8 protein-coding genes are annotated in these 20,532 nt (G+C 66.1%); 7 read left to right on the top strand and 1 reads right to left on the bottom strand.

The window, feature by feature from the left end; genetic code table 11:
- The 7 genes from ACO1P8_RS19770 to ACO1P8_RS19740 all read left to right on the top strand — a co-directional run.
- Nucleotides 1-2,106, top strand: a 2,106-nt coding sequence (locus ACO1P8_RS19770) for a 2-oxoglutarate dehydrogenase E1 component (protein WP_486297583.1), incomplete at its 5' end; no start/stop codon positions are given.
- Nucleotides 2,107-2,195: 89 nt separating this feature from the next.
- Nucleotides 2,196-3,416, top strand: a complete 1,221-nt coding sequence (gene odhB, locus ACO1P8_RS19765; RefSeq protein ID WP_486297582.1) for a 2-oxoglutarate dehydrogenase complex dihydrolipoyllysine-residue succinyltransferase — start codon at nucleotides 2,196-2,198, stop codon at nucleotides 3,414-3,416.
- Between the two features lie 165 nt (nucleotides 3,417-3,581).
- Nucleotides 3,582-5,009, top strand: a complete 1,428-nt coding sequence (lpdA, locus tag ACO1P8_RS19760; protein ID WP_094843043.1) for a dihydrolipoyl dehydrogenase — start codon at nucleotides 3,582-3,584, stop codon at nucleotides 5,007-5,009.
- A 156-nt stretch (nucleotides 5,010-5,165) separates the two neighbouring features.
- Nucleotides 5,166-6,257 (top strand): cell division protein ZapE, encoded by a 1,092-nt coding sequence (zapE, locus tag ACO1P8_RS19755; RefSeq protein ID WP_486297581.1) that lies wholly within the window; start codon nucleotides 5,166-5,168, stop codon nucleotides 6,255-6,257.
- Nucleotides 6,258-6,288: 31 nt separating this feature from the next.
- Nucleotides 6,289-7,674, top strand: a complete 1,386-nt coding sequence (locus ACO1P8_RS19750) for a tryptophan--tRNA ligase (RefSeq protein ID WP_486297580.1) — start codon at nucleotides 6,289-6,291, stop codon at nucleotides 7,672-7,674.
- A 404-nt stretch (nucleotides 7,675-8,078) separates the two neighbouring features.
- Nucleotides 8,079-13,127: an NEL-type E3 ubiquitin ligase domain-containing protein gene (locus tag ACO1P8_RS19745; RefSeq protein WP_486297579.1), complete on the top strand. Its 5,049-nt coding sequence runs from the start codon at nucleotides 8,079-8,081 to the stop codon at nucleotides 13,125-13,127.
- Nucleotides 13,124-17,905 carry an NEL-type E3 ubiquitin ligase domain-containing protein gene (locus tag ACO1P8_RS19740; RefSeq protein WP_486297578.1) on the top strand — a complete coding sequence of 1,594 codons (4,782 nt, stop codon included), beginning with the start codon at nucleotides 13,124-13,126 and terminating at the stop codon, nucleotides 17,903-17,905. The genes ACO1P8_RS19745 and ACO1P8_RS19740 overlap by 4 nt, the downstream gene beginning before the upstream one ends.
- A gap of 67 nt (nucleotides 17,906-17,972) precedes the next feature.
- Here ACO1P8_RS19740 and tex read toward each other — a convergent pair whose 3' ends face one another.
- Entirely contained in the window at nucleotides 17,973-20,375 is a 2,403-nt protein-coding gene (tex, locus tag ACO1P8_RS19735) for an RNA-binding transcriptional accessory protein Tex (protein ID WP_486297577.1), read from the bottom strand.
- Nucleotides 20,376-20,532 lie beyond the last annotated feature (157 nt).

Below are 20,532 nucleotides of genomic sequence, written 5' to 3'. Positions count from 1 at the left end.
GAAAACGGCGTGCAGGAAATCGTGGTCGGCATGGCCCACCGCGGCCGCCTCAACATGCTGGTCAACATCATGGGCAAGATGCCCGGCGATCTCTTCGCGGAGTTCGAAGGCAAGCACGCCGAAGGCTTGAGCGACGGCGACGTGAAGTACCACAACGGCTTCTCCAGCGACCTGTCCACGCGTGGCGGCCCGGTGCACCTGTCCCTGGCCTTCAACCCCTCGCACCTGGAAATCGTCAACCCGGTGGTCGAGGGCAGTGTCCGCGCCCGCCAGGAGCGCCGCGGCGACCATGAAGGCATGCAGGTCCTGCCGGTGCTGGTGCACGGCGATGCCGCCTTCGCCGGCCAGGGCGTGGTGATGGAAACCCTGAACCTGGCGCAGACGCGCGGCTACGGTACGGGCGGCACGCTGCACATCGTCATCAACAACCAGATCGGCTTTACCACCTCCGATCCGCGCGATTCGCGCTCCACGCTGTATTGCACCGACGTGGTCAAGATGATCGAGGCGCCGGTGTTCCACGTGAACGGCGACGATCCCGAAGCCGTGGTCTTCGTGACGCGCCTGGCGCTGGACTACCGCGCCCAGTTCCACCATGACGTCGTGGTCGATATCGTCTGCTTCCGCAAGCTGGGCCACAACGAACAGGACACGCCGTCGCTGACGCAGCCGCTGATGTACAAGCGGATCAGCCATCATCCCGGTACCCGCAAGGCCTACGCCGACAGGCTGGTGGCGCAGGGCATCCTCACGGACGCAGATGCCGATCAACTGGTCAAGGATTATCGCCAGCTGATGGAAGATGGCCATCGCACCATCGAACCGGTGCTGACCGACTACAAGAGCAAGTACGCGATCGACTGGTCGCCCTTCCTGGGTGCGAAGTGGACGGATCAGGCCGACACCGGCGTGCCGCTGGCCGAACTCAAGCGCATCGGTGAGCGGATCACCACCGTGCCGGAAGGCTTCACGGTCCATCCGCTGGTGGCCCGCCTGCTGAACGACCGCCGCGCCATGGCGCGCGGCGAGCTGAACCTGGACTGGGGCATGGGCGAACATCTTGCGTTCGCGACCCTGGTATCGTCCGGCTATGCCATCCGCATTACCGGCCAGGACTCGGGCCGCGGCACGTTCACGCACCGCCACGCCGTGCTGCATGACCAGAACCGCGAACGCTGGAACGATGGCACCTATATTCCGCTCCAGAACGTGTCGGAAGGCCAGGCGCCGTTCGTGGTGATCGACTCGGTGCTGTCCGAAGAGGCGGTGCTGGGCTTCGAGTACGGCTACTCCAGCGCGGAACCGAATACCCTGACCATCTGGGAAGCGCAGTTCGGCGACTTCGTCAACGGTGCCCAGGTCGTGATCGACCAGTTCATCAGTGCCGGCGAAGCCAAGTGGGGCCGCCAGTCCGGCCTGACCATGATGCTGCCGCACGGCTACGAAGGCCAGGGTCCGGAACACTCCTCCGCCCGCATCGAGCGCTTCCTGCAGCTGTGCGCCGACAACAATATGCAGGTCGTGCAGCCCACGAGCGCGGCGCAGATCTTCCACCTGCTGCGCCGCCAGATGATCCGGCCGTTCCGCAAGCCGCTGGTCATCCTGACGCCCAAGTCGCTGCTGCGCAACAAGGACGCCGGCTCGCCGTTGTCCGACCTGGCGGGTGGCGGTTTCCGTCCCGTGATCGGTGAAGTGGACGAAAGCATCAAGGGCGCTTCCGTCAAGCGCGTGCTGGCGTGCTCGGGCAAGGTCTATTACGACCTGGTGAACGCGCGCAAGGAACGCGGGCTGGATAACGTCGCCATCATCCGCGTCGAGCAGCTCTATCCCTTCGCCCACAAGGCGTTCGAGGCGGAACTGCGCAAGTATCCCAATGCCACCGAAGTCATCTGGGTTCAGGACGAACCGCAGAACCAGGGGCCGTGGTTCTACGTGCAGCACCACTTGTACGAAAACATGGCCGAAGGCCAGAAGCTGGCCTATGCTGGCCGTCCCGCGTCGGCTTCGCCGGCCGTGGGGTATCTGGCCAAGCACCAGGAACAGCAGAAGGCCCTGGTGGAGCAGGCCCTGGCGGCCAAGTACAAGGGCTTCATGCTGACCAAGTAAGCGCGCATTGGCACAGGGCCGTGCATCCCGGCGCGGACACGGCCCCGCGCGCGTAGATCTCACGAATATCTTCTTTTACGGAAAAAATAATGGCCAATACCGATGTCGTAGTTCCCCAGCTGTCCGAGTCCGTCTCCGAGGCAACGCTGATGACCTGGAAGAAGCAGCCCGGCGCAGCGGTCCAGGCGGACGAAATCCTGATCGAAGTCGAGACCGATAAAGTCGTGCTCGAAGTGCCGGCGCCGGCTTCCGGCGTGCTGGCCGAAATCGTCAAGGCCGACGGCAGCACGGTGACCTCCGGCGAAGTGATCGCCCGGATCGACACGGCTGCCAAGGCTGCCGCCCCCGCCCCCACCGCGCCCGCCGCCGAGGCCCCCAAGGCCGCCCAGGCCGCTGCCGCCGCCGCACCCGCTGCCGCGCCGGCCGCCGCCGCCAGCACGGTGGCCTCTCCCGCCGCCGCCAAGATCCTGGCCGACAAGGGCGTCTCGCCCGACAGCGTCTCCGGTACCGGCCGCGGTGGCCGCATCACCAAGGGCGATGCGCTGGAAGCCGCCGCCAAGCCCGCCGCAGCCGCTCCCGCGCCGGCACCCACCCAGCTGTCGCTGGATGGCCGCCCGGAACAACGCGTGCCCATGAGCCGCCTGCGTGCCCGCGTTGCCGAGCGCGTGCTGCAGTCGCAGCAGGAGAACGCGATCCTGACCACGTTCAACGAGGTCAACATGCAGGCCGTGATCGACCTGCGCAATAAGTACAAGGACAAGTTCGAAAAAGAGCACGGCGTCAAGCTGGGCTTCATGTCGTTCTTCGTCAAGGCCGCCGTTGCCGCGCTGAAGAAGTACCCGGTGCTGAATGCGTCGGTCGACGGCAAGGACATCATCTATCACGGCTATTTCGATATCGGGATCGCTGTCGGCAGCCCGCGCGGCCTGGTGGTGCCCATCCTGCGCAATGCCGACCAGCTCAGCATCGCCGAGATCGAAAAGACCATCGGCGACTTCGGCAAGCGTGCCGGCGAAGGCAAGCTGGGCATCGAGGAAATGACCGGCGGTACGTTCTCCATTTCCAATGGCGGCGTCTTCGGTTCGATGCTCTCCACGCCCATCATCAATCCGCCCCAATCGGCCATCCTGGGCATCCACGCCACCAAGGAGCGTCCGGTGGTCGAGAACGGCCAGATCGTGATCCGTCCGATCAACTACCTGGCCATGTCCTATGACCATCGCATCATCGACGGCCGCGAAGCCGTGCTGGGCCTGGTCGCCATGAAGGAAGCGCTGGAAGACCCGCAACGCCTGCTGCTGGAGCTGTAAGCCGCGCATGCGGTCCCGGTGGATGTATCCCGGGACCGCGGGTTCCCCCTGGCGGCCGCGTGCCAAGGCGCCGCCAGGCGTGGGACGGAATCAACGCCTTGCGCCTCACCCCGTCGGTCGGCCGGCAGCATGCCGGCCCGCACCGCACCAACCCGCGAGAAATTCATGTCCAAACAATTTGACGTCATCGTCATCGGCGCCGGCCCCGGCGGCTATATCGCGGCCATCCGCGCCGCCCAGCTCGGCATGTCGGTTGCCTGCATCGATGCATGGCAGAACGCGCAGGGCGGCCCCGCTCCCGGCGGCACCTGCACCAATATCGGCTGCATTCCGTCCAAGGCCCTGCTGCAGTCGTCCGAGCACTACGATCAACTGAATCATCACTTCGCCGAGCACGGTATCGAAGTGAAGGGCGCCAGCGTCAAGGTCGAGACCATGGTGGCGCGCAAGAATTCGGTGGTCAAGCAAAACAACGACGGCATCCTGTACCTGTTCAAGAAGAACAAGATTTCCTTCTTCCATGGCAAAGGCGAATTCGCCGGCCAGGTCGAAGGCGGCTGGGGCGTCAAGGTAACGGGCCCGACCCAGGACGACCTGGTGGGCAAGCACATCATCGTGGCGACCGGTTCGGCGCCGCGCGCGCTGCCCGGCCTGCCGTTCGACGAAAAGAACGTCCTGTCCAACGACGGCGCGCTGTCCATCGGGGCGGTGCCGAAGAAGCTGGGCGTCATCGGCGCCGGCGTGATCGGCCTGGAAATGGGCAGCGTGTGGCGCCGTCTGGGTTCCGAAGTCACCATTCTGGAAGCGATGCCGGAATTCCTGGCCGCGGCGGACCAGCAAGTGGCCAAGGAGGCGCTGAAGGTCTTCACCAAGCAGGGCCTGAACATCCAGATGGGTGTGAAGATCGGCGAAGTCAAGGCGACGGCCAAGTCCGTGACGGTGCCCTACACCGATGCCAAGGGCGAGCAGCAGACCCTGACGGTGGACAAGCTGATCGTCTCCATCGGGCGCGTTCCGTATACCGACGGCCTGAAGGCCGATACGGTCGGCCTGAAGCTGGACGAGCGCGGCTTTGTCGCGGTGGACGCCGAATGCAAGACCAACCTGCCGAATGTCTGGGCGATCGGCGACGTGGTGCGCGGCCCGATGCTGGCGCACAAGGCGGAAGAAGAAGGCGTCGCGGTGGCCGAGCGCATCGCCGGCCAGCACGGCCACGTCAACTTCGATACCGTGCCTTGGGTGATCTATACGTCGCCCGAGATCGCCTGGGTCGGCAAGACGGAACAGCAGCTCAAGGCCGAAGGACGCGAATACCGGGCCGGCAGTTTCCCCTTCCTGGCCAACGGCCGGGCCCGCGCGCTGGGCGACACTACCGGCTTCGCCAAGGTGATCGCCGATGCCAAGACCGACGAAGTCCTGGGGGTGCACATCATCGGGCCCATGGCGTCGGAACTTATTTCCGAAGCCGTAACGATCATGGAGTTCCGTGGCGCGGCGGAAGACATCGCGCGCATCTGCCATGCTCACCCAACCTTGTCGGAAGCCGTCAAGGAAGCCGCGCTGGCGGTGGACAAGCGTACGCTGAACTTCTAAGGCATGGCCGCCTTCCGGCCTTGCCGCGGTACCCACGCGGGGCCGCGCGGGCCGGGACGGTGGCTGGACCAACGCCGGCCGCCCCATGACGGGGCGCCGGCGCGGCCGGGCGGATTTCGACGATCCGCTTTTTTTTTGGGTTTTCGGGAACACCCCATGAATGTCCGCGAGTATTACGAGCATGCCCTGGCAGAGCGCGGCTATCGGTCCGACGCGGCGCAGGAACGCGCCGTGGATCGCCTGCAGAAGTATTACGACGACTGGGTGGGGTTCAAGGCCTTGCGTTCCAACGCCTTGAAAAAGCTGTTGAATCGCCCCGACGTTCCGCGCGGGGTGTACCTGTGGGGTGGGGTGGGGCGCGGCAAGAGCTTCCTGATGGATGCCTTCTATGCCACGGTGCCGGTGGTGCGCAAGACGCGCGTGCATTTCCATGAATTCATGCGCAGCGTCCATCGGCAACTGCAGGAAGTCAAAGGCATGCAGGATCCGCTGGATGAAGTCGCCCGGCGCGTGTCCAAGCGCTACCGGCTGATCTGCTTCGATGAGTTCCACGTTTCCGACGTGGCCGACGCGATGATCCTGCATCGGCTGCTGCTCAAGCTGTTCGAAAACGGCACGTCCTTCGTGATGACGTCGAACTACGAGCCGGACAAACTGTACCCCGAAGCACTGTACCGCGAACGCATCCTGCCCGCGATCGCACTGATCAAGTCGCGCATGGATGTATTGAACGTCGATGCCGGCGTGGATTATCGCCGGCGCACGCTGGAGCAGGTACAGGCCTACCATACGCCGCTGGGACCGGAGGCAGACGCTGCCCTGCGGCTGGCTTTTGACAAGCTGGCGGACCGCCCTCCGGAAAAGCCCGTGCTGCATATCGAGCATCGCGAGCTGCAAGCCAAGGCGCTGGCCGGCAGCGTGGTGTGGTTCGACTTCGCCACGCTGTGCGGCGGGCCGCGTTCGCAGAATGACTATCTGGAGCTGGCCAGCCGCTTCCAGGCGGTGATCCTGTCCGACGTGCCCAGGATGGCACCGCGCAATGCCTCCGAGGCGCGCCGCTTTACCTGGCTGATCGATGTTTTCTACGACCATCGTGTCAAGCTGATCATGTCGGCCGCGGTGGAGCCGGAACTGCTGTACACGGAAGGTTCGCTGGCCAACGAGTTCCACCGTACCGTATCCCGGATCATGGAAATGCAGTCCAGGGAATATCTGGAGTCGACACGGCGCGATACGGTGGCGCTGTAAACTTGCCCTTTGTTCTATTCGTGCGAACGCCATGCATACCCGCGTCCTTACCGGTATCACCACTTCCGGCACACCCCACCTGGGCAATTACGCCGGTGCCATCCGCCCCGCCATCCAGGCCAGCGAGCAGCCCGGCGTAGACGCGTTTTTTTTCCTGGCGGACTATCACGCGCTGATCAAGACCACCGAGGATCCGGCGCGCGTGGCGCGATCCCGGCTCGAGATCGCGGCCACCTGGCTGGCCGCCGGGCTCGATCCCGAACGCGTCACCTTCTATCGTCAGTCGGACATTCCAGAGATCCCGGAGCTCTGCTGGTTGCTGACCTGCGTGACGCCGAAGGGGTTGATGAATCGCGCGCACGCCTACAAGGCGTCGGTGGACCAGAACACTGCCAAGGGCGTGGACCCGGACGACGGTATCAGCATGGGGTTGTTTTCCTATCCCGTGCTGATGGCCGCGGATATCCTGCTCTTCAACGCGCACAAGGTGCCGGTCGGCCGCGACCAGATCCAGCATCTGGAGATGGCGCGTGACATCGCGCAGCGTTTCAACCATATATACGGCGCCGATTATTTTGTCTTGCCGGAAGTGGTGATCGCCGAAGATGTCGCGACCTTGCCGGGCCTGGACGGCCGCAAGATGTCCAAGAGCTACAACAACACCATTCCGCTGTTCGAGGGCGGCGCGTCCGCCTTGCGCGCCGCCGTCATGCGCATCGTGACGGATTCGCGCCAGCCCGGCGAACCCAAGGACGCGGAGAATTCGCATTTGTACACGCTGTACCGGGCCTTCGCGCCGGCGGACAAGTCCGGCGCTTTTCGCAAGGCGCTGGAGGACGGCATGGGCTGGGGCGATGCCAAACAGGCCTTGTGCGAGCTGTTGGAGGCCGACCTGGCGCAGATGCGCGAGCGATATGTCGAATTGATGGGCCGGCCCGAACGCATCGAGGACATCCTGATGGCGGGCGCGGAGAAGGCCCGCAAGCTCGCCATACCTTTCATCGCGCGGCTGCGCGATGCCGTCGGCCTGCGTCGTCTGGTGGCCGTGAAACCGGCCGCCACGGGCCAGGGCGGCAAGAAGGCTGTTGCCCGGGGGCCGCGCTTCGTGAGCTTCCGCGATGAATCGGGCAGCTTCCGTTTCCGTCTGCTGGCCGCGGATGGCGAGGAACTCCTGTGCTCGATACCCTACGCCGATCCCAAGGCGGCGGGCGCGGTGATGCGTCGCATGCAATCCGAAGCGGTGGATTTGCGGGATTCGACGCAGCAGCAGGGCGTGGCCTTTGCCGCGCTCCTTGACGGCGAGGAAGTTGCGCATGGGCCGTGTCAGGCGGACGCGGCGGCACGCGATGCCGCGGTGGCGCGCGTGCGCGCCGCGCTGGACGCGCTGGCGCAAGCCATGCGCGATTCGGCGTCCTGACGGCCGTTAGATGCGACATCACTAGGAACTTCGCCCGCTTCGTATCGACCCACGGCGGCATGGGCGTCATCCGCCCATGATCCGCGCCGGCCGGCGAATATCTTCGGCCGGTACGTTTGTCGAGGGCGCGCGTTGAGTGAAACAGTCGCACGCGTGGGCGGCCGGGTGGCCGGCCACGCACGAATTCATGGATCGACAGATGCGGAGACGCGTCCGGCTCGATGGCGCCGGACGACGACTCCTTGCCGGCGCCGACGACCCGTCGCGTCGGCGCAATCCATTTGTCGAGGTGCCGATTGAGTGTCCAGGTTCGGGGGGCGGGTACGACCGTCCAGGGCAGCATCCATGATGTCAACACTACGCGGGAACGCAATGACGCAGCGGTCGCGACCCTGGGCAAAAACATGGCAGAGCTGCTCGCGACGGTGGCCCCAGCCAGGGATGTTGCCGTGGCAAAGGCAACCGACGGCACGCCACGGTTCGCGCGTGATGCCGGGCGGCCGGGCGCCCCGGCCGGCGGCGATTCGCCGGCAGCGCGCGTGCTCGGTCATGCCGATGTCCTGAAACCGCTGCCGCCTGGCGCGCCGGCCGCGGAGCAGGCGTCGGAGTCGGGCGCCGACATCGCGGTGCCCGAAGAGATCGGCGGGGATGGCCGGCGCCGGATGCTGTTCAAGTTGGGCGTGCTTGCCGCGCGCGAGCTCGCATTGGACACGGGCGAGCTATCGGCGCAGGACCTGTTGGCCCTGGGCCGGCAGACGGTGGCCGATCATATGATGGCGGGCACGGCCGACAACGTTCTCCTGGCCATGGCGCGCGCCGAAGGCAAGGTGGACGACGCGGCGTGGAAGGCTCGCGATAGCGAGAAGATCGCCGACCAGGTCGATGCGTTCGTACGCACCGAATTCAAGGACGAGATCGCGTTGCACCGGTCGCTGGCGGGGCTGGCGGCCGAGCCGCCCTTGCTGGGACGGCGCGAGCTGGCCGATGCCTTGTTGCGCGAGCAGGGTATCGATACGGAAGCGCGCCTGGGCGGCCGCGACGTGAGCGCCGAGGAGTTGGCGCAGGGGGAGCTGGATTACGAGCACAGCAGCATCGCGGGATCGTCGGCGCCGCTGATTCGCAAATGGCAGGCCGGACAGGAGTATTTCAACCGGGACACGCTTACGGCAGGGCTGCTGCGCAAGATGCGCATGCGCGGTGGCGGCACGCCGAGCGAAGACGACATCGCACGGATACTTCGGGCCTTGCCGGCGTCGCTGGACGAGGAGTTCACGCGCCGCTTCGATGAGCACCAGCGCAGGATGTCGGGGTACTTGTCGGACTGGATCGCCGCGCGGCTGTCCTTGTACGCCAGAGAGCACGGCATCGATCTGGCCGGCACGACGGTGACGGTGTCGCGCGCCACCCTGCGGTTTCTCAGGTCCATGGCGACGCTCGGCGGCCGATATTCGGCCCAGAACACCATCGTCAAGCCCTTGTGTGGTTTCACGATTGCCATCCAGGGCCGGGATAAGACCTCACATTGCTTTGTTTCGAGCCGTACCGGCGCTGTCCATGCGGTGCCAACCGATACGTCCATGGAGTCGTGGCTGAGAGAGCACCACGAGCTGGCCTTCGAGGACGCGGCGACGCGCGCCGAACTGGATGCCCGTCCCGGACGGTGGGTCAGCAGCATCAGGGCGGAGGAGGCGGTGTCGGGGCCGCATGACACGATCCGGGAACGCCTGGCCGGCATGTTCCATGGGGAGATCGAGCAAGGTCGCGAATCCGCCCGCGGCGAAAACCTGACCGAGGGGCTGATCGACGGGCTTCTCAACCTCATTCCGTTCCGGGCAATGGTGGTATCGCTGCGCAAGGGCGATATCCCGGCGGCGATCATGATGGGTGCGCTGGATGTGCTGTCCTTGCTGCCGCTGGTGGGCGCGGGGGTACGCCTGGGAGGGGCGGCGGCGAAGTCGGCGGCGCCCTGGGTGGCGATGGGGATGCGGTTCGGCGGTACGGCGGGGCGACAGGGATTGAGCAGCGGCCTGCGGCGCGCGGCTGCCGGCATAGGTACGGCTTCGGCGCGGTATGACGGTATCAGGACGAATCTCGCGTTGTCCGCGATGCGCGGATGGGGACGTTTGCGCCCGCTGGACTTGCAGCGGATCGTAGCCGCTCTACGCGCGACGTCGCCCAAGCTGGCCGATCTGCTGGGCGGGATTGCCGCGCGCGCCCGCGGCGAGACGATTCCCGCCGGCGTCTGGCGCGTCGGCGGGCACGCGGCGACCGCTGCCGAAGCAGGGCATGCGATCGGCGCGATATCGCCGGTCAGCGCGCGCAGCCTGGGCGGTGCGAGGCTGCCACTGGTGCCCTACGGCAGCCGTGCCGGCGTTTATACGCAAATCGATGCCGCCGGACGGAGGATCGGGGCACTGCTGGTGTCCGATAGCGGCGGGTGGCTGCACCAGGCCCTGCCCGTGGACAGTCTGGAGCGCTACCGCGTTGCCGCGCCCGATGTACTGGCCGCCTTGACGGACAAGCGCGCCGGACCGGACGGGACCGTGGCGTTGGGCGATACGCGCTATGTCCGCCTGGGGGACGACTACCTGGAGGTCATCCACGACGTGGCTGTGTCGACGCCGGGGCGTTCCATATGGCGAGCGGTGGCGCCCACGCATATGGCGCCGGATGTCATCGCCCATCGACTCGCCTACGACGCGAACGAGGGTTTGTGGCGCCAGGCCGACGTTGCGGGCCTGGCCGGTGGCGGAAGAGGCCTGTGCAGCGTGCCGGCGTGCGCAACGGTTAATGTCGAGACTGCTTCGGGCGCCGGGTTGTTGCCGGATGCCGCGCAGCTGGCACGTTATCGGGCCACGCTCGCCGCCGGTCTGCGCGGCGGGACACCGGAACAGGTCCAGGCGTTCGAGGCGCTATTGGGCCGGATCGGGAGCGATAAGCGCGGTGCCGCGATTCTGCGGGCGATGGCGGTCCACCATGAGCTGCTGGGGCAGGCGCCCGACATCATCCTGCGCCAGACGGCCGATGTACCGCGAGCTCGAGCGCAACCGCAAGGCCAGTCACAACCCCAAGGCGAGTCCCACCTCCAAGGCCAGGCAGAGCCGCAGCCACAGCCGCCTTCGCATCTTCGGCCATCGCTGGATCGGCCCGTGCCCGGCACTGCCTGGAATATCGATCTGGAAGCGCTCAGGTTCGGTACGACGGACGCGGCGGTCCAGGAGCTGGCGGCGGTCTACAACAACATGACGGGGCTCCTGCAAAACGAGGATCCCTACGCCGATATGCTGGCGCTGGGCCAGCCCGCGCTGGATCCGGGCCTGGAACAGCAGTGGGCGGACTGGATCATGGAGACCCCGAACTCGATCGAGCGCGTTTCGACCAGGAACTATCTTGCGGGGCAGTTGCGCGAGATGCGCTGCTATGGCGGATTGAGCCGGGAGACCTTCAAATCGCTGTTGAGAAACCAGCCGGGTACCTGGACCGTAAGAGTCAAGCTTTCCTTTCGCGGCCTGACCAGCATACCGCCGTTGCCCCCCGATACGGACACGCTGATTGTTTCCCACAATCTTATCGAGGATTGGCGTCATCTGCCCAAGAAGCTGCGGGTCCTCCACGCGGACCACACGGGTATGGCGAAATTGCCCGCGAACCTGTCCATCGACCTGGAAGAGCTGAATGTGTCCAGCAACTTCCTGCGCGGCGCTTCGCTGGCACTGCCGCCCAAACTCAAACGCCTGGAGATCGCGGGAAATAATCTGAAGGCAGCGCCCGCGCTGCCAAACTCGCTGGAGGAGCTTGTCATGTATGACAACGCCATCCAGGCGCTGCAGCGCCGTCTGCCACCCGGGCTGCGGTTGCTCGACGTGTCGGGCAATGCGCTGACCCGCGTGCCGAACGAGTGGCCGTCCAGCCTCCGGCAGCTTTATCTCGCGGATAACCGGTTAACGGACTTGCCCGACCTCTCGCGTACCGGTTTGCTGGAGCTGGACGTATCTTCCAATAATCTCCAGACCCTGGCGTCGCTGCCCGACACCTTGGTCGAACTGGATGCCAGCGGCAATGCGCTCACTGAATTGGTCATCGACCTGCCGCGCGACCTGCGGCTTATGCGCGTGGACCGGAATCGCTTGACGCGTGTGCCCAATCTATCGCGCACGCGCTTGGAACAGGTTGATTTTTCCGACAACAGCATCGAGACATTGCCGGCGCTTCCGGACACCTTGCGTACGCTGATCGCGGATGGAAACCTGTTGAGCGAGTTATCGGCGGGCCTGCCGCGCGGATTGAAGATTATCCGGGTTTCCGGCAATCAGCTCAGGCGCTTGCCGGACGATTTGCCCACGGGGTTGACTATTCTCTCGCTGGAAAGAAACCTGCTCGGCCGGCTTCCCCTGAATATCACCGAACTGGAATCGTGCGAGGTCTACCTGCATGGGAATCCACTGCCGATGGTCGGCGTTCCCAGCGTGGCCGCCCATCGTGCCGGACCGAGCTTCTTCCTGACGGCGCTGAGCTTCAGCGGTGGTGCGACGCAAGCGGTACGTCCGCTGGCGCAGGCGGTGCGGCATTGGTGGAGCGAATCAATCGACGCTCAGGCGCGATGGAAGGTCATCGAGCAAAAGGTCGGAACGCAGCGCGATGCCATGGAATTTTCCCTGTTCCTGGACAGGCTGCGGCGTACGGTCGGCTATCGGGACGAGGCGTTCCGGGCCCAGGTCGCGGAATGGCTGGTGGAGTTGTCCAAGCCTGAACGCAAGGACTTGTTCGAGCAAAGCCTGCAGACCTGCCTGGGGGCGACGGAGACCTGCGGCGACCGTGTCATCGCCACGTGGAACGATCTGCAAACCCTGCGCCGGAATGATGACATCGAACATGGTATGTACGACAACCGCGAGAAAGACGTCATACAGGTCGCGCGGGAAATGTTCCGTCTTGGCGTCCTGACCGATATCGCACGCGACAAGGAGCGCGAACTGACCCGTATAGGTTCGCCTGGAGGACGGGAGCCTGACGAGGTCGAGGTTTACCTTGCCTATGTGTTCGGCCTGCGCGAATCGCTGGGCCTGAGGACGATAGCGCCCTATATGCGGTTTCACCATTTATCCGGTGTGACCGAGCAGGACCTGGCGACCGCGAGGGAAGCCGTGCTCGCGCAGGAGCGCGTGGAGTTCGACGCGTTCCTGACGCTGGACTACAGGCCGTGGCAAACATTGCTGCGGCGCAAGAATGCCAGAGCGTATGCCGATGCGGAGGCCGCCGCGCTGCGGGGGCTGGAGGACCGATTCGAGTCCGAGCTGCAGCAGGAGCTGGATAAGCTCGGTCTCGATGCCAACGACACGCCTGCGCTGGCGGACGCCCGCAAGCGGCTGGGACCGGACGTCATGAGGCGGATACGCTACGACGCGATGGCGCCGCTGACCCGGCAGGCGCGGCCTGAAGGGGATACACGTTGAGCGCGCCAATCGGCGGCGCGAGCCCCGCGTCGGCGCGCGATGGCATGAGCGGACAGGGCGCGCAGGATTGCGCCGCGTCCGGCCATGCGGCCGACATGAGCGGGATGTTTGCCGCGGTGCGCGCGCCACGAGACGCCGCGCGGGCGCCCGAGGCGGAATTGGAGGCAGCGGACGTATTGCGCCTGTTGCCGCTCTTGCTACCCCATGCGGCGCGGCAGCCCGGGATGGGCGCGATCGAAGTCCCGGAGGCGGTCGGCCGCGACAGCCGAAAGCGCATCGCCTACAAGGTGGGCGTGCATGCGGCACGCGAACTCGGTTTGGAGAGCCGCGCGCTGGGTACCGAAACCCTGGTGGCCCTGGGTCGGCAGGCCGTGGCCGATCATGCGCTGTCCGGCACGCCTGAAGGCCTGCTCGTCGCGGTCGCGCGCATGGAAGGCAAAGTGGACGACGGAGCCTGGGCGAGCGGGGACAAGGACAGGATCGCCGCGCAGGTCGACGACTTCCTGCGCGCCGAATTCAAGGACGAGATGGATCTTTACCAGGCGCTGGATGGGCTGGCCACCGAGCCACCTTTGTTGGGGCGCGGGGAGTTGGCCGACACGCTGTTGCGCGAGCAGGGCGTCGATCCCGAAGGCCTCCTGGAGGGACCCCGTTACGACACGGAGTATCCCAGCGTTTCGGCCTCGTCGCCGCCGTTGGTGCGCAGCCAGCGGGCGGGGGACTACTACTTCAATCGCGACAAGCTGACCGCCGACGGGGTCCGCAGGATGAGAGCGAGCGGTGGCGCGACTTTGACGGACGAGCACGTCGAGCGGGTGTTGCGCGCGCTGCCCGATTCCCTGGACGCGGAATTCACCCGGCGCTTCGATAGTCACCAGCAACGCATGTCCGCGCGGCTGGCGCAATGGCTGTCCGCCCGCCTGTCCCTGCATGCCAGAGAGGCCGGTATCGGCCTGACCGGCGCGACGGTATCGATATCGAGGGCGACGATGCGTCTTTTCGCGCCGGCTCCGGGCATGCGGATAGGCAACGGGGGCAAGTACTCCGAGGTCTATGGCACCCGGCCATCGCGCGGCTTCCTGGTGTCCATCCAGAGCGCCGGCAAGACGCACCCGTGCTTTGTGTCCAGCCAGACCGGCGCGGTGCGGGTGCTGCCCGAGGATGCGTCGGCCGAGTCCTGGCTGCGCAAGGAGCACGAGCTGGCGTTCGACGATGGCGCGGCGTTGGCCGAGCTGGCGGCCACTCCGGGCCGTTGGCTTGCCCGCGTGACGGTGGAAGAGAAAGCGTCCGGTCCTTCCGATTCCATTCGGGAATGGTTGCGCGCCATGTTTCATGCCGAAATCGAAAAGGGACGCGAAGCCGCACGCGGGGAGACGCTTGCGGAGGCGGGCGTGGATGCCTTGTTGAACCTGATCCCGTTCCGCGCCATGGTGGTCGCGCTGCGCAAGGGCGACATCCCCACATCGATCGTGATGGGCGCGCTGGATACGCTTACCCTGATCCCGCTGGTTGGCGCCGGCGTGCGGTTGACCGGCGCGGCGGCTAGGTCGGCGACGCCCTGGCTCGCCATGGGCGTGCGGTTCGGCGGTGCAGCGGCCCGGCCTGGTCTGAATGGTCTGCGGCGCCTGGCTGGCGGGGTCCCGCAGTTGCGGGACCGCATCAAGCAAAGCCTGGTGGGGTCCGCCGCCCAGGGCTGGGGGCGCCTGCGGCCGCTGGATGTCCAGCGGGTGGCGCAGGCGCTTCGGCCCACCGCACCGGGACTGGCCGATGTCCTGGAGGGCGTCGTCGCCCGTTCACGCGCGGCAGCCGTCCCCGATGGCGTGTGGCGCATTCGCGGCGCGGCCGCGGCCACGGCCAGGGCGGAGGCGGGCGATACGATCACGGCGGTCCGCGCCGTTACCGCGCGCAACATGCGGGGCGGCATGCTGAATCTGCTTCCCTACGGCGAACGTGGCGGCGTTTACACGCAGGTCGACGCGGCGGGACTGCGGACGGGCGCGCTGCTGCTTGCCGACAGCGGCGGCTGGCTGCACCAGACCATGCCCGTGTCCAGCCTGGAGCGCTATCGCGTCGCCACACCGGCCGATATACGGATGCTGGAGCACGGGCGCGTCGAGCCGGACGGCACCGTTGGCTTGAATGGCAACCGCTATGCGAGGCTCGGGGCCGACTACGTGCGGGTGATCCCGGACGCCGCAGTGTCCACAGTGGCTCGACCGATATGGCGCGTCGCCGCTCCGCCGGGCGTGGTTCCCGACCTTATCGTGCATCGACTGTTTTACGACGGGCGGGATGGCTTGTGGCGCAGCGCGGACGTGCCCGGTCTGGCCGGCGGCGGCAATCAGTCGTCACGTTACGGCCTGCGCGGCCGCTGGCGGGGCAGCGTCGCGCCCGGGATGGACGTCCGGGTGAGTCCCGACTCCAGGCGGCTGGCGCGGCTACAGGATGCCATGGCGGCCAGCGCGCTGCGCGGTGCCCTTCCCGATGAGATCGATGTACTGCGCGCGCTGTTCGATCGGATCGCGCGCGATCGCCGGGGGCTGGCCATCATGCGTGCCATGACGGCGCACTACGAACTGACGGGGCAGGCGCCGGAGATCGTTTTGCGCGCCGCGGGCGATGCGGTGGCGCGGCCGTCGCTGGACCATCCGACGCGTACCCATATCTGGCACCTGGACCTGGATGCCATCGGGAATGTGGGCGAACAGGCGATCGACGAGTTCGCGGCGGTCTACAACAACATGACGGGGCTGCTGCAGAACGACGACCCCTTGGCGGCCCTGCGGGCCGAGGGCCTGCCCGCGCTGGACCCGCGGTTGGAGCAGGCCTGGGACGAATGGCGCCGGCAAGGAGCCGAGGCGGCGCGGTCGGGCGGGATGCCGGCCGGGCAAGGGGCGACCGCGATCGCGCCACGGGAATTGGCCGTGCGCAGCCTGCGCCGGCAACTGGAGGAAATCCTGTGCTATGGCGGCGTCGACAAGGCGACCTTCAAGGCGATCCTGAGGAATGAGCGTACAAGCCGCGGGATGAAGATCGATCTGTCCCATCACGAACTGGACAGCGTGCCGCCCCTGCCGGCCGACGTCAGGGTTCTGATCATGTCCCATAATCCCGTCCGCGACTGGAGCAACCTGCCGGAGAGGCTGAGCGTCCTGCGCGCGGAGGGTACGCGCATGACGCGATTGCCCTCCAACCTTCCCGCCGGCTTGTTGGAGCTCGATGTTTCCGGGAACCTGCTGAGAACGCCGGCACTCGTGCTCCCGTCACGGCTCCGTCGGCTGGATATCGGCCGCAATCGGCTGGGGTCGTTGCCGCTCCTGCCTTCATCGCTGCGCGAGCTTATCAGCGACGGCAACCACCTGCGCGATCTGCCGGGCCTTCCCCCCGATCTGCGCCTGCTCGACGTGTCGGACAACCAGATCGCGCGACTGCCGGCGAATCTGCCGCCGAGCCTGAAAGTGCTGTATGCGAGCCGCAACCGCCTGGCGCAGTTGCCCGGCCGGCTACCCGCGACGCTCGATGAACTCGACGTCTCTTCCAATCGCCTGCGTGAGTTGACACGTTTGCCGGATACACTGCGTATCCTCGACGCGGACACCAATCTGCTGGAGGAATTGCCGGACAATCTGCCGCGCGGAATGCAAATACTCGCCGTTTCCAGCAACCGGCTGCGGGGGCTACCGAGGGACCTGCCCCCGGACCTGCGGATCCTGGCCCTGCAGCGCAATGACATCGTCGAACTCCCGCCCGGCATCGCGACATTGGAGGCGGCGCGGATACACCTGGACGGCAATCCTTTGTCACTGGAGGACATTCCGGTGATTTCCGCCGATCGCGCCGGACCGCGGATTTTCTTTTCGATGCTGAGAACGAGCGACCAGCGGGTGCAGCATGTGCGGACGCTGCTGCAGGCGGTGCAGCAGTGGTGGTCGAAGTCCGGCAGGGAAGACCGGGCCAGGTGGGAAGCCGTCGCGCAGGCAATGGGCAGGCATGACGGCGCCACGCAGTTCTCGCTGTTCCTGGATCTGCTGCGTACCAGCGTCAGCTACAGCGACGCGGCGTTCCGGACCCAGGTCGAGGACTGGCTGGTGGAACTGGCGAAGCCGGAGCGCAATGCGCTGCTGCAGGACACATTGGCGGTATGCCAGGGAGCCGCGGAAAGTTGCGAGGATCGTATCGTTTCGGTCTGGAACGATATGCAGAAACTGCGGCTGAACGACGATGTACGGCAAGGAGTGTACGACAGCCGCATGGCGGATGTGGTGGCCATCGCCCGCCAGATGTTTCGTATCGACGCACTGACCGACATCGCCCGGCAAAAGGAGCGCACGCTGAGCGTATCCGACGAAGTGGAGGTGTATCTCTCTTACGTGGTGAAGCTGCGCGATTCGCTGGGCCTGACGACCGTGGCGCCCGGAATGCGGTTCTACGACCGCAGGGAGGTCACCGCCGAGGATCTGGAAGTGGCGCTGGAACAGGTACGTGCGCGCGAGCGCGATGGCTTCGAAAAATTCCTCGTCCTGGATTATGAACCGTGGCAAAACCTCCTGAAGCGCCGGGATGCGAAGGCATACGCCGATGCCGAGCAACGGTCGCACGATATGCTGGAGGCTTTCGAACGGCGTTTGCAGCAGGAAATCGATAGGCTCGGCCTGGACCCGCAGGACCAGACCTTGGTGGCCGACGCGCGCAAGGATCTCGGTCCGGGCATCATGCGCCAGATCCGGTATGAGGCGATGGCGGAGCTGACGACCGGTTACCTTCGGTCAGAGGGTTAGCCTGGACGCAGGCGCGCGATGCGCCCGTATCCAGGCCCTACCGCCATGCGGCGGCTCCGCTGCGGTGCTAGCGCTTCAGCTTGGCCAGGGCCTGCGCCATCGCATCGGCCATGGCACCGCCGGCAGCGGGCGCCGCACCGCGATTATCCTGGCCGGCGCGCCGCGACCGGTCACCCCCTTGCCGGGATGCGGGGGTGGGGCGGTTGTCGCCACCGCCCGCGCGACGGGCCGGCGCGGCGCTGTCGTTCAAGCGCATGGTCAAGGCCACGCGCTTGCGCGCCACGTCGACTTCCAGCACCTTGACCTGGACGGTTTGCCCCACGCGGACCACATCGCGCGGATCCTTGACGAATTTTTCGGACAGGGCCGAGATATGCACGAGGCCATCCTGGTGCACGCCGATATCGACGAAGGCGCCGAAGTTGGCGACGTTGGTGACCACGCCTTCCAGGATCATGCCTTCGTGCAGGTCGTTCAGCGTCTCTACGCCTTCCTTGAACTGCGCGGTCTTGAATTCCGGACGTGGATCGCGGCCCGGCTTTTCCAGTTCGGCGAAGATGTCGCGCACCGTGGGCAGGCCGAAACGTTCATCGGTGAACTCGGCCGGCGACACGCCCTTCAGGGCCTCGCGCTGCCCCATGACGGCGCGCACGTCGGCCTGGATGCGGGCGAGGATGCGCTCGACCACCGGATAGGCTTCCGGATGCACCGAGGAGGCGTCCAGCGGGTTTTCACCTTCACGGATGCGCAGGAAGCCGGCCGCCTGCTCGAACGCCTTGTCGCCGAAGCGCGCCACTTTGCGCAACGCGTCGCGCGAAGGAAAGGCGCCGTGTTCGTCGCGCCAGGCGACGATATTCTTGGCGAGCAAGGAATTCAGGCCCGACACGCGCGACAGCAGCGGCGCCGAAGCGGTGTTGACGTCGACACCCACCGCATTCACGCAGTCTTCGATGACGGCATCCAGCGACCGGGCCAGCTCGCGCTGGTTGACGTCGTGCTGATATTGTCCGACGCCGATGGCCTTGGGTTCGATTTTGACGAGTTCCGCCAGAGGGTCCTGCAGGCGGCGGGCGATGGAGACGGCACCGCGCAGGCTGACATCCAGTTCCGGGAATTCCAGCGCCGCCAGTTCCGACGCCGAGTAGACCGAGGCGCCCGCCTCGGAGACGACCACGCGGGTCAGGCTCAGTTCAGGGTGGCGTGCCATCAGATCGCCGACCAGCTTCTCGGTTTCGCGGGAGGCCGTGCCGTTGCCGATGGCCACCAGTTCGATCTTGTGCCGGGCCGCGATGGCGGCCAGCGTCGCGATGGCGCCTTCACGGTCGCGGCGGGGCTCGAAGGGGTAGACGGTTGCCGTCTGCACCACTTTGCCCGTCTGGTCGATGGCCGCGACCTTGACGCCGGTGCGGATGCCGGGATCCAGCCCGAGGACGGCGCGCGGACCGGCCGGCGCAGCCAGCAGCAGATCCTTCAGGTTGGCGGAGAAGACCCGGATGGCCTCGGCTTCGGCGCTTTCGCGCAGGCGGGCCACCAGTTCGCTTTCGAAGGCCGATAGCAGCTTGACGCGCCAGGTCCAGCGGCATACTTCGCCCAGCCAGCGGTCGCGCGGCGAGGCGTCGATGTCGAACAGCCGCGTGCCCAGCTTGAGCAGCCTGGCGATGCGCGCCACGCAAGGGTGCGGCGTCAGCGCTTCCTGTTCCGCTTCCAGGCCCAGGCGAAGTTCCAGCACGCCCTGCTGGCGACCGCGCAGCAGCGCGAGCACGCGGTGCGAAGGCAGGGTGCGCAAGGGCTCGTTGAAGTCGAACCAGTCGCGGAAGTTCGCACCTTCCGCTTCCTTGCCTTCCGCCACCTTGGAATACAGCAGTCCGGTGGACCAAAGGTGTTCGCGCATGTCGGCCAGCAGGTCGGCGTTTTCCGCGTAGCGTTCGGCCAGGATGTCGCGCGCGCCGTCCAGCGCTGCCTTGGCATCGTTGATCGAGGCTTCGGGATTCAGGTATTGCTGGGCCAGTGGCGCCGGATCGCAGGCCGCATCGGCGAGGATCGCGTCTGCCAGGGGCTCCAGGCCGGCCTCGCGCGCAATCTGCGCACGCGTGCGGCGCTTGGGCTTGTAGGGCGTGTAAAGATCCTCCAGGCGCTGCTTGGTATCCGCCGTTTCGATTTCCTTTCGCAATTCGGGCGTGAGCTTGCCTTGCTGGCCGATGGAGTCCAGGATCGCGGCGCGGCGTTCTTCGAGTTCGCGCAGGTAGCCCAGGCGGACTTCGAGATTGCGCAGCACGGTATCGTCCAGGCCGCCGGTTGCTTCCTTGCGGTAGCGCGCGATGAAGGGAACCGTGGCGCCGTCGTCCAGCAGTTCGACCGCGGCGGCGACCTGGTTGGGCCTTGCGCCGAGCTCGGCGGCGAGCTGGGCAATGATGCGGGCTTGGTCGACGGCGGGTGCCGCGGCGGACGTGGTAGCGGAGGTCTCAGGCATCTCTTGGGCGACAAAGAAGGAAAAACTACGAAAAACAAGCGCCGGATTTTGCCACAAGGGCGGACGGCGAAAAAATGCGCCCGGGATGATTTTGTCCCTCATTAGGGTCGGGCACCGCCACGGACGGTATGATTCCAGCCTGTACCGCCACCTTATC

It is taken from the genome of Bordetella sp., from assembly GCF_057362025.1.
This window is presented reverse-complemented; position numbering and strand designations above follow the sequence as displayed.

Excerpts from the sequence above, each read along its gene's own strand:
- lpdA (WP_094843043.1), top strand. The coding sequence starts at position 3,582 with ATGTCCAAACAATTTGACGTCATCGTCATCGGCGCCGGCCCCGGCGGC.
- ACO1P8_RS19745 (WP_486297579.1), top strand. The coding sequence starts at position 8,079 with ATGGCAGAGCTGCTCGCGACGGTGGCCCCAGCCAGGGATGTTGCCGTG.
- ACO1P8_RS19750 (WP_486297580.1), top strand. The coding sequence starts at position 6,289 with ATGCATACCCGCGTCCTTACCGGTATCACCACTTCCGGCACACCCCAC.
- zapE (WP_486297581.1), top strand. The coding sequence starts at position 5,166 with ATGAATGTCCGCGAGTATTACGAGCATGCCCTGGCAGAGCGCGGCTAT.
- odhB (WP_486297582.1), top strand. The coding sequence starts at position 2,196 with ATGGCCAATACCGATGTCGTAGTTCCCCAGCTGTCCGAGTCCGTCTCC.
- tex (WP_486297577.1), bottom strand. The coding sequence starts at position 20,375 with ATGCCTGAGACCTCCGCTACCACGTCCGCCGCGGCACCCGCCGTCGAC.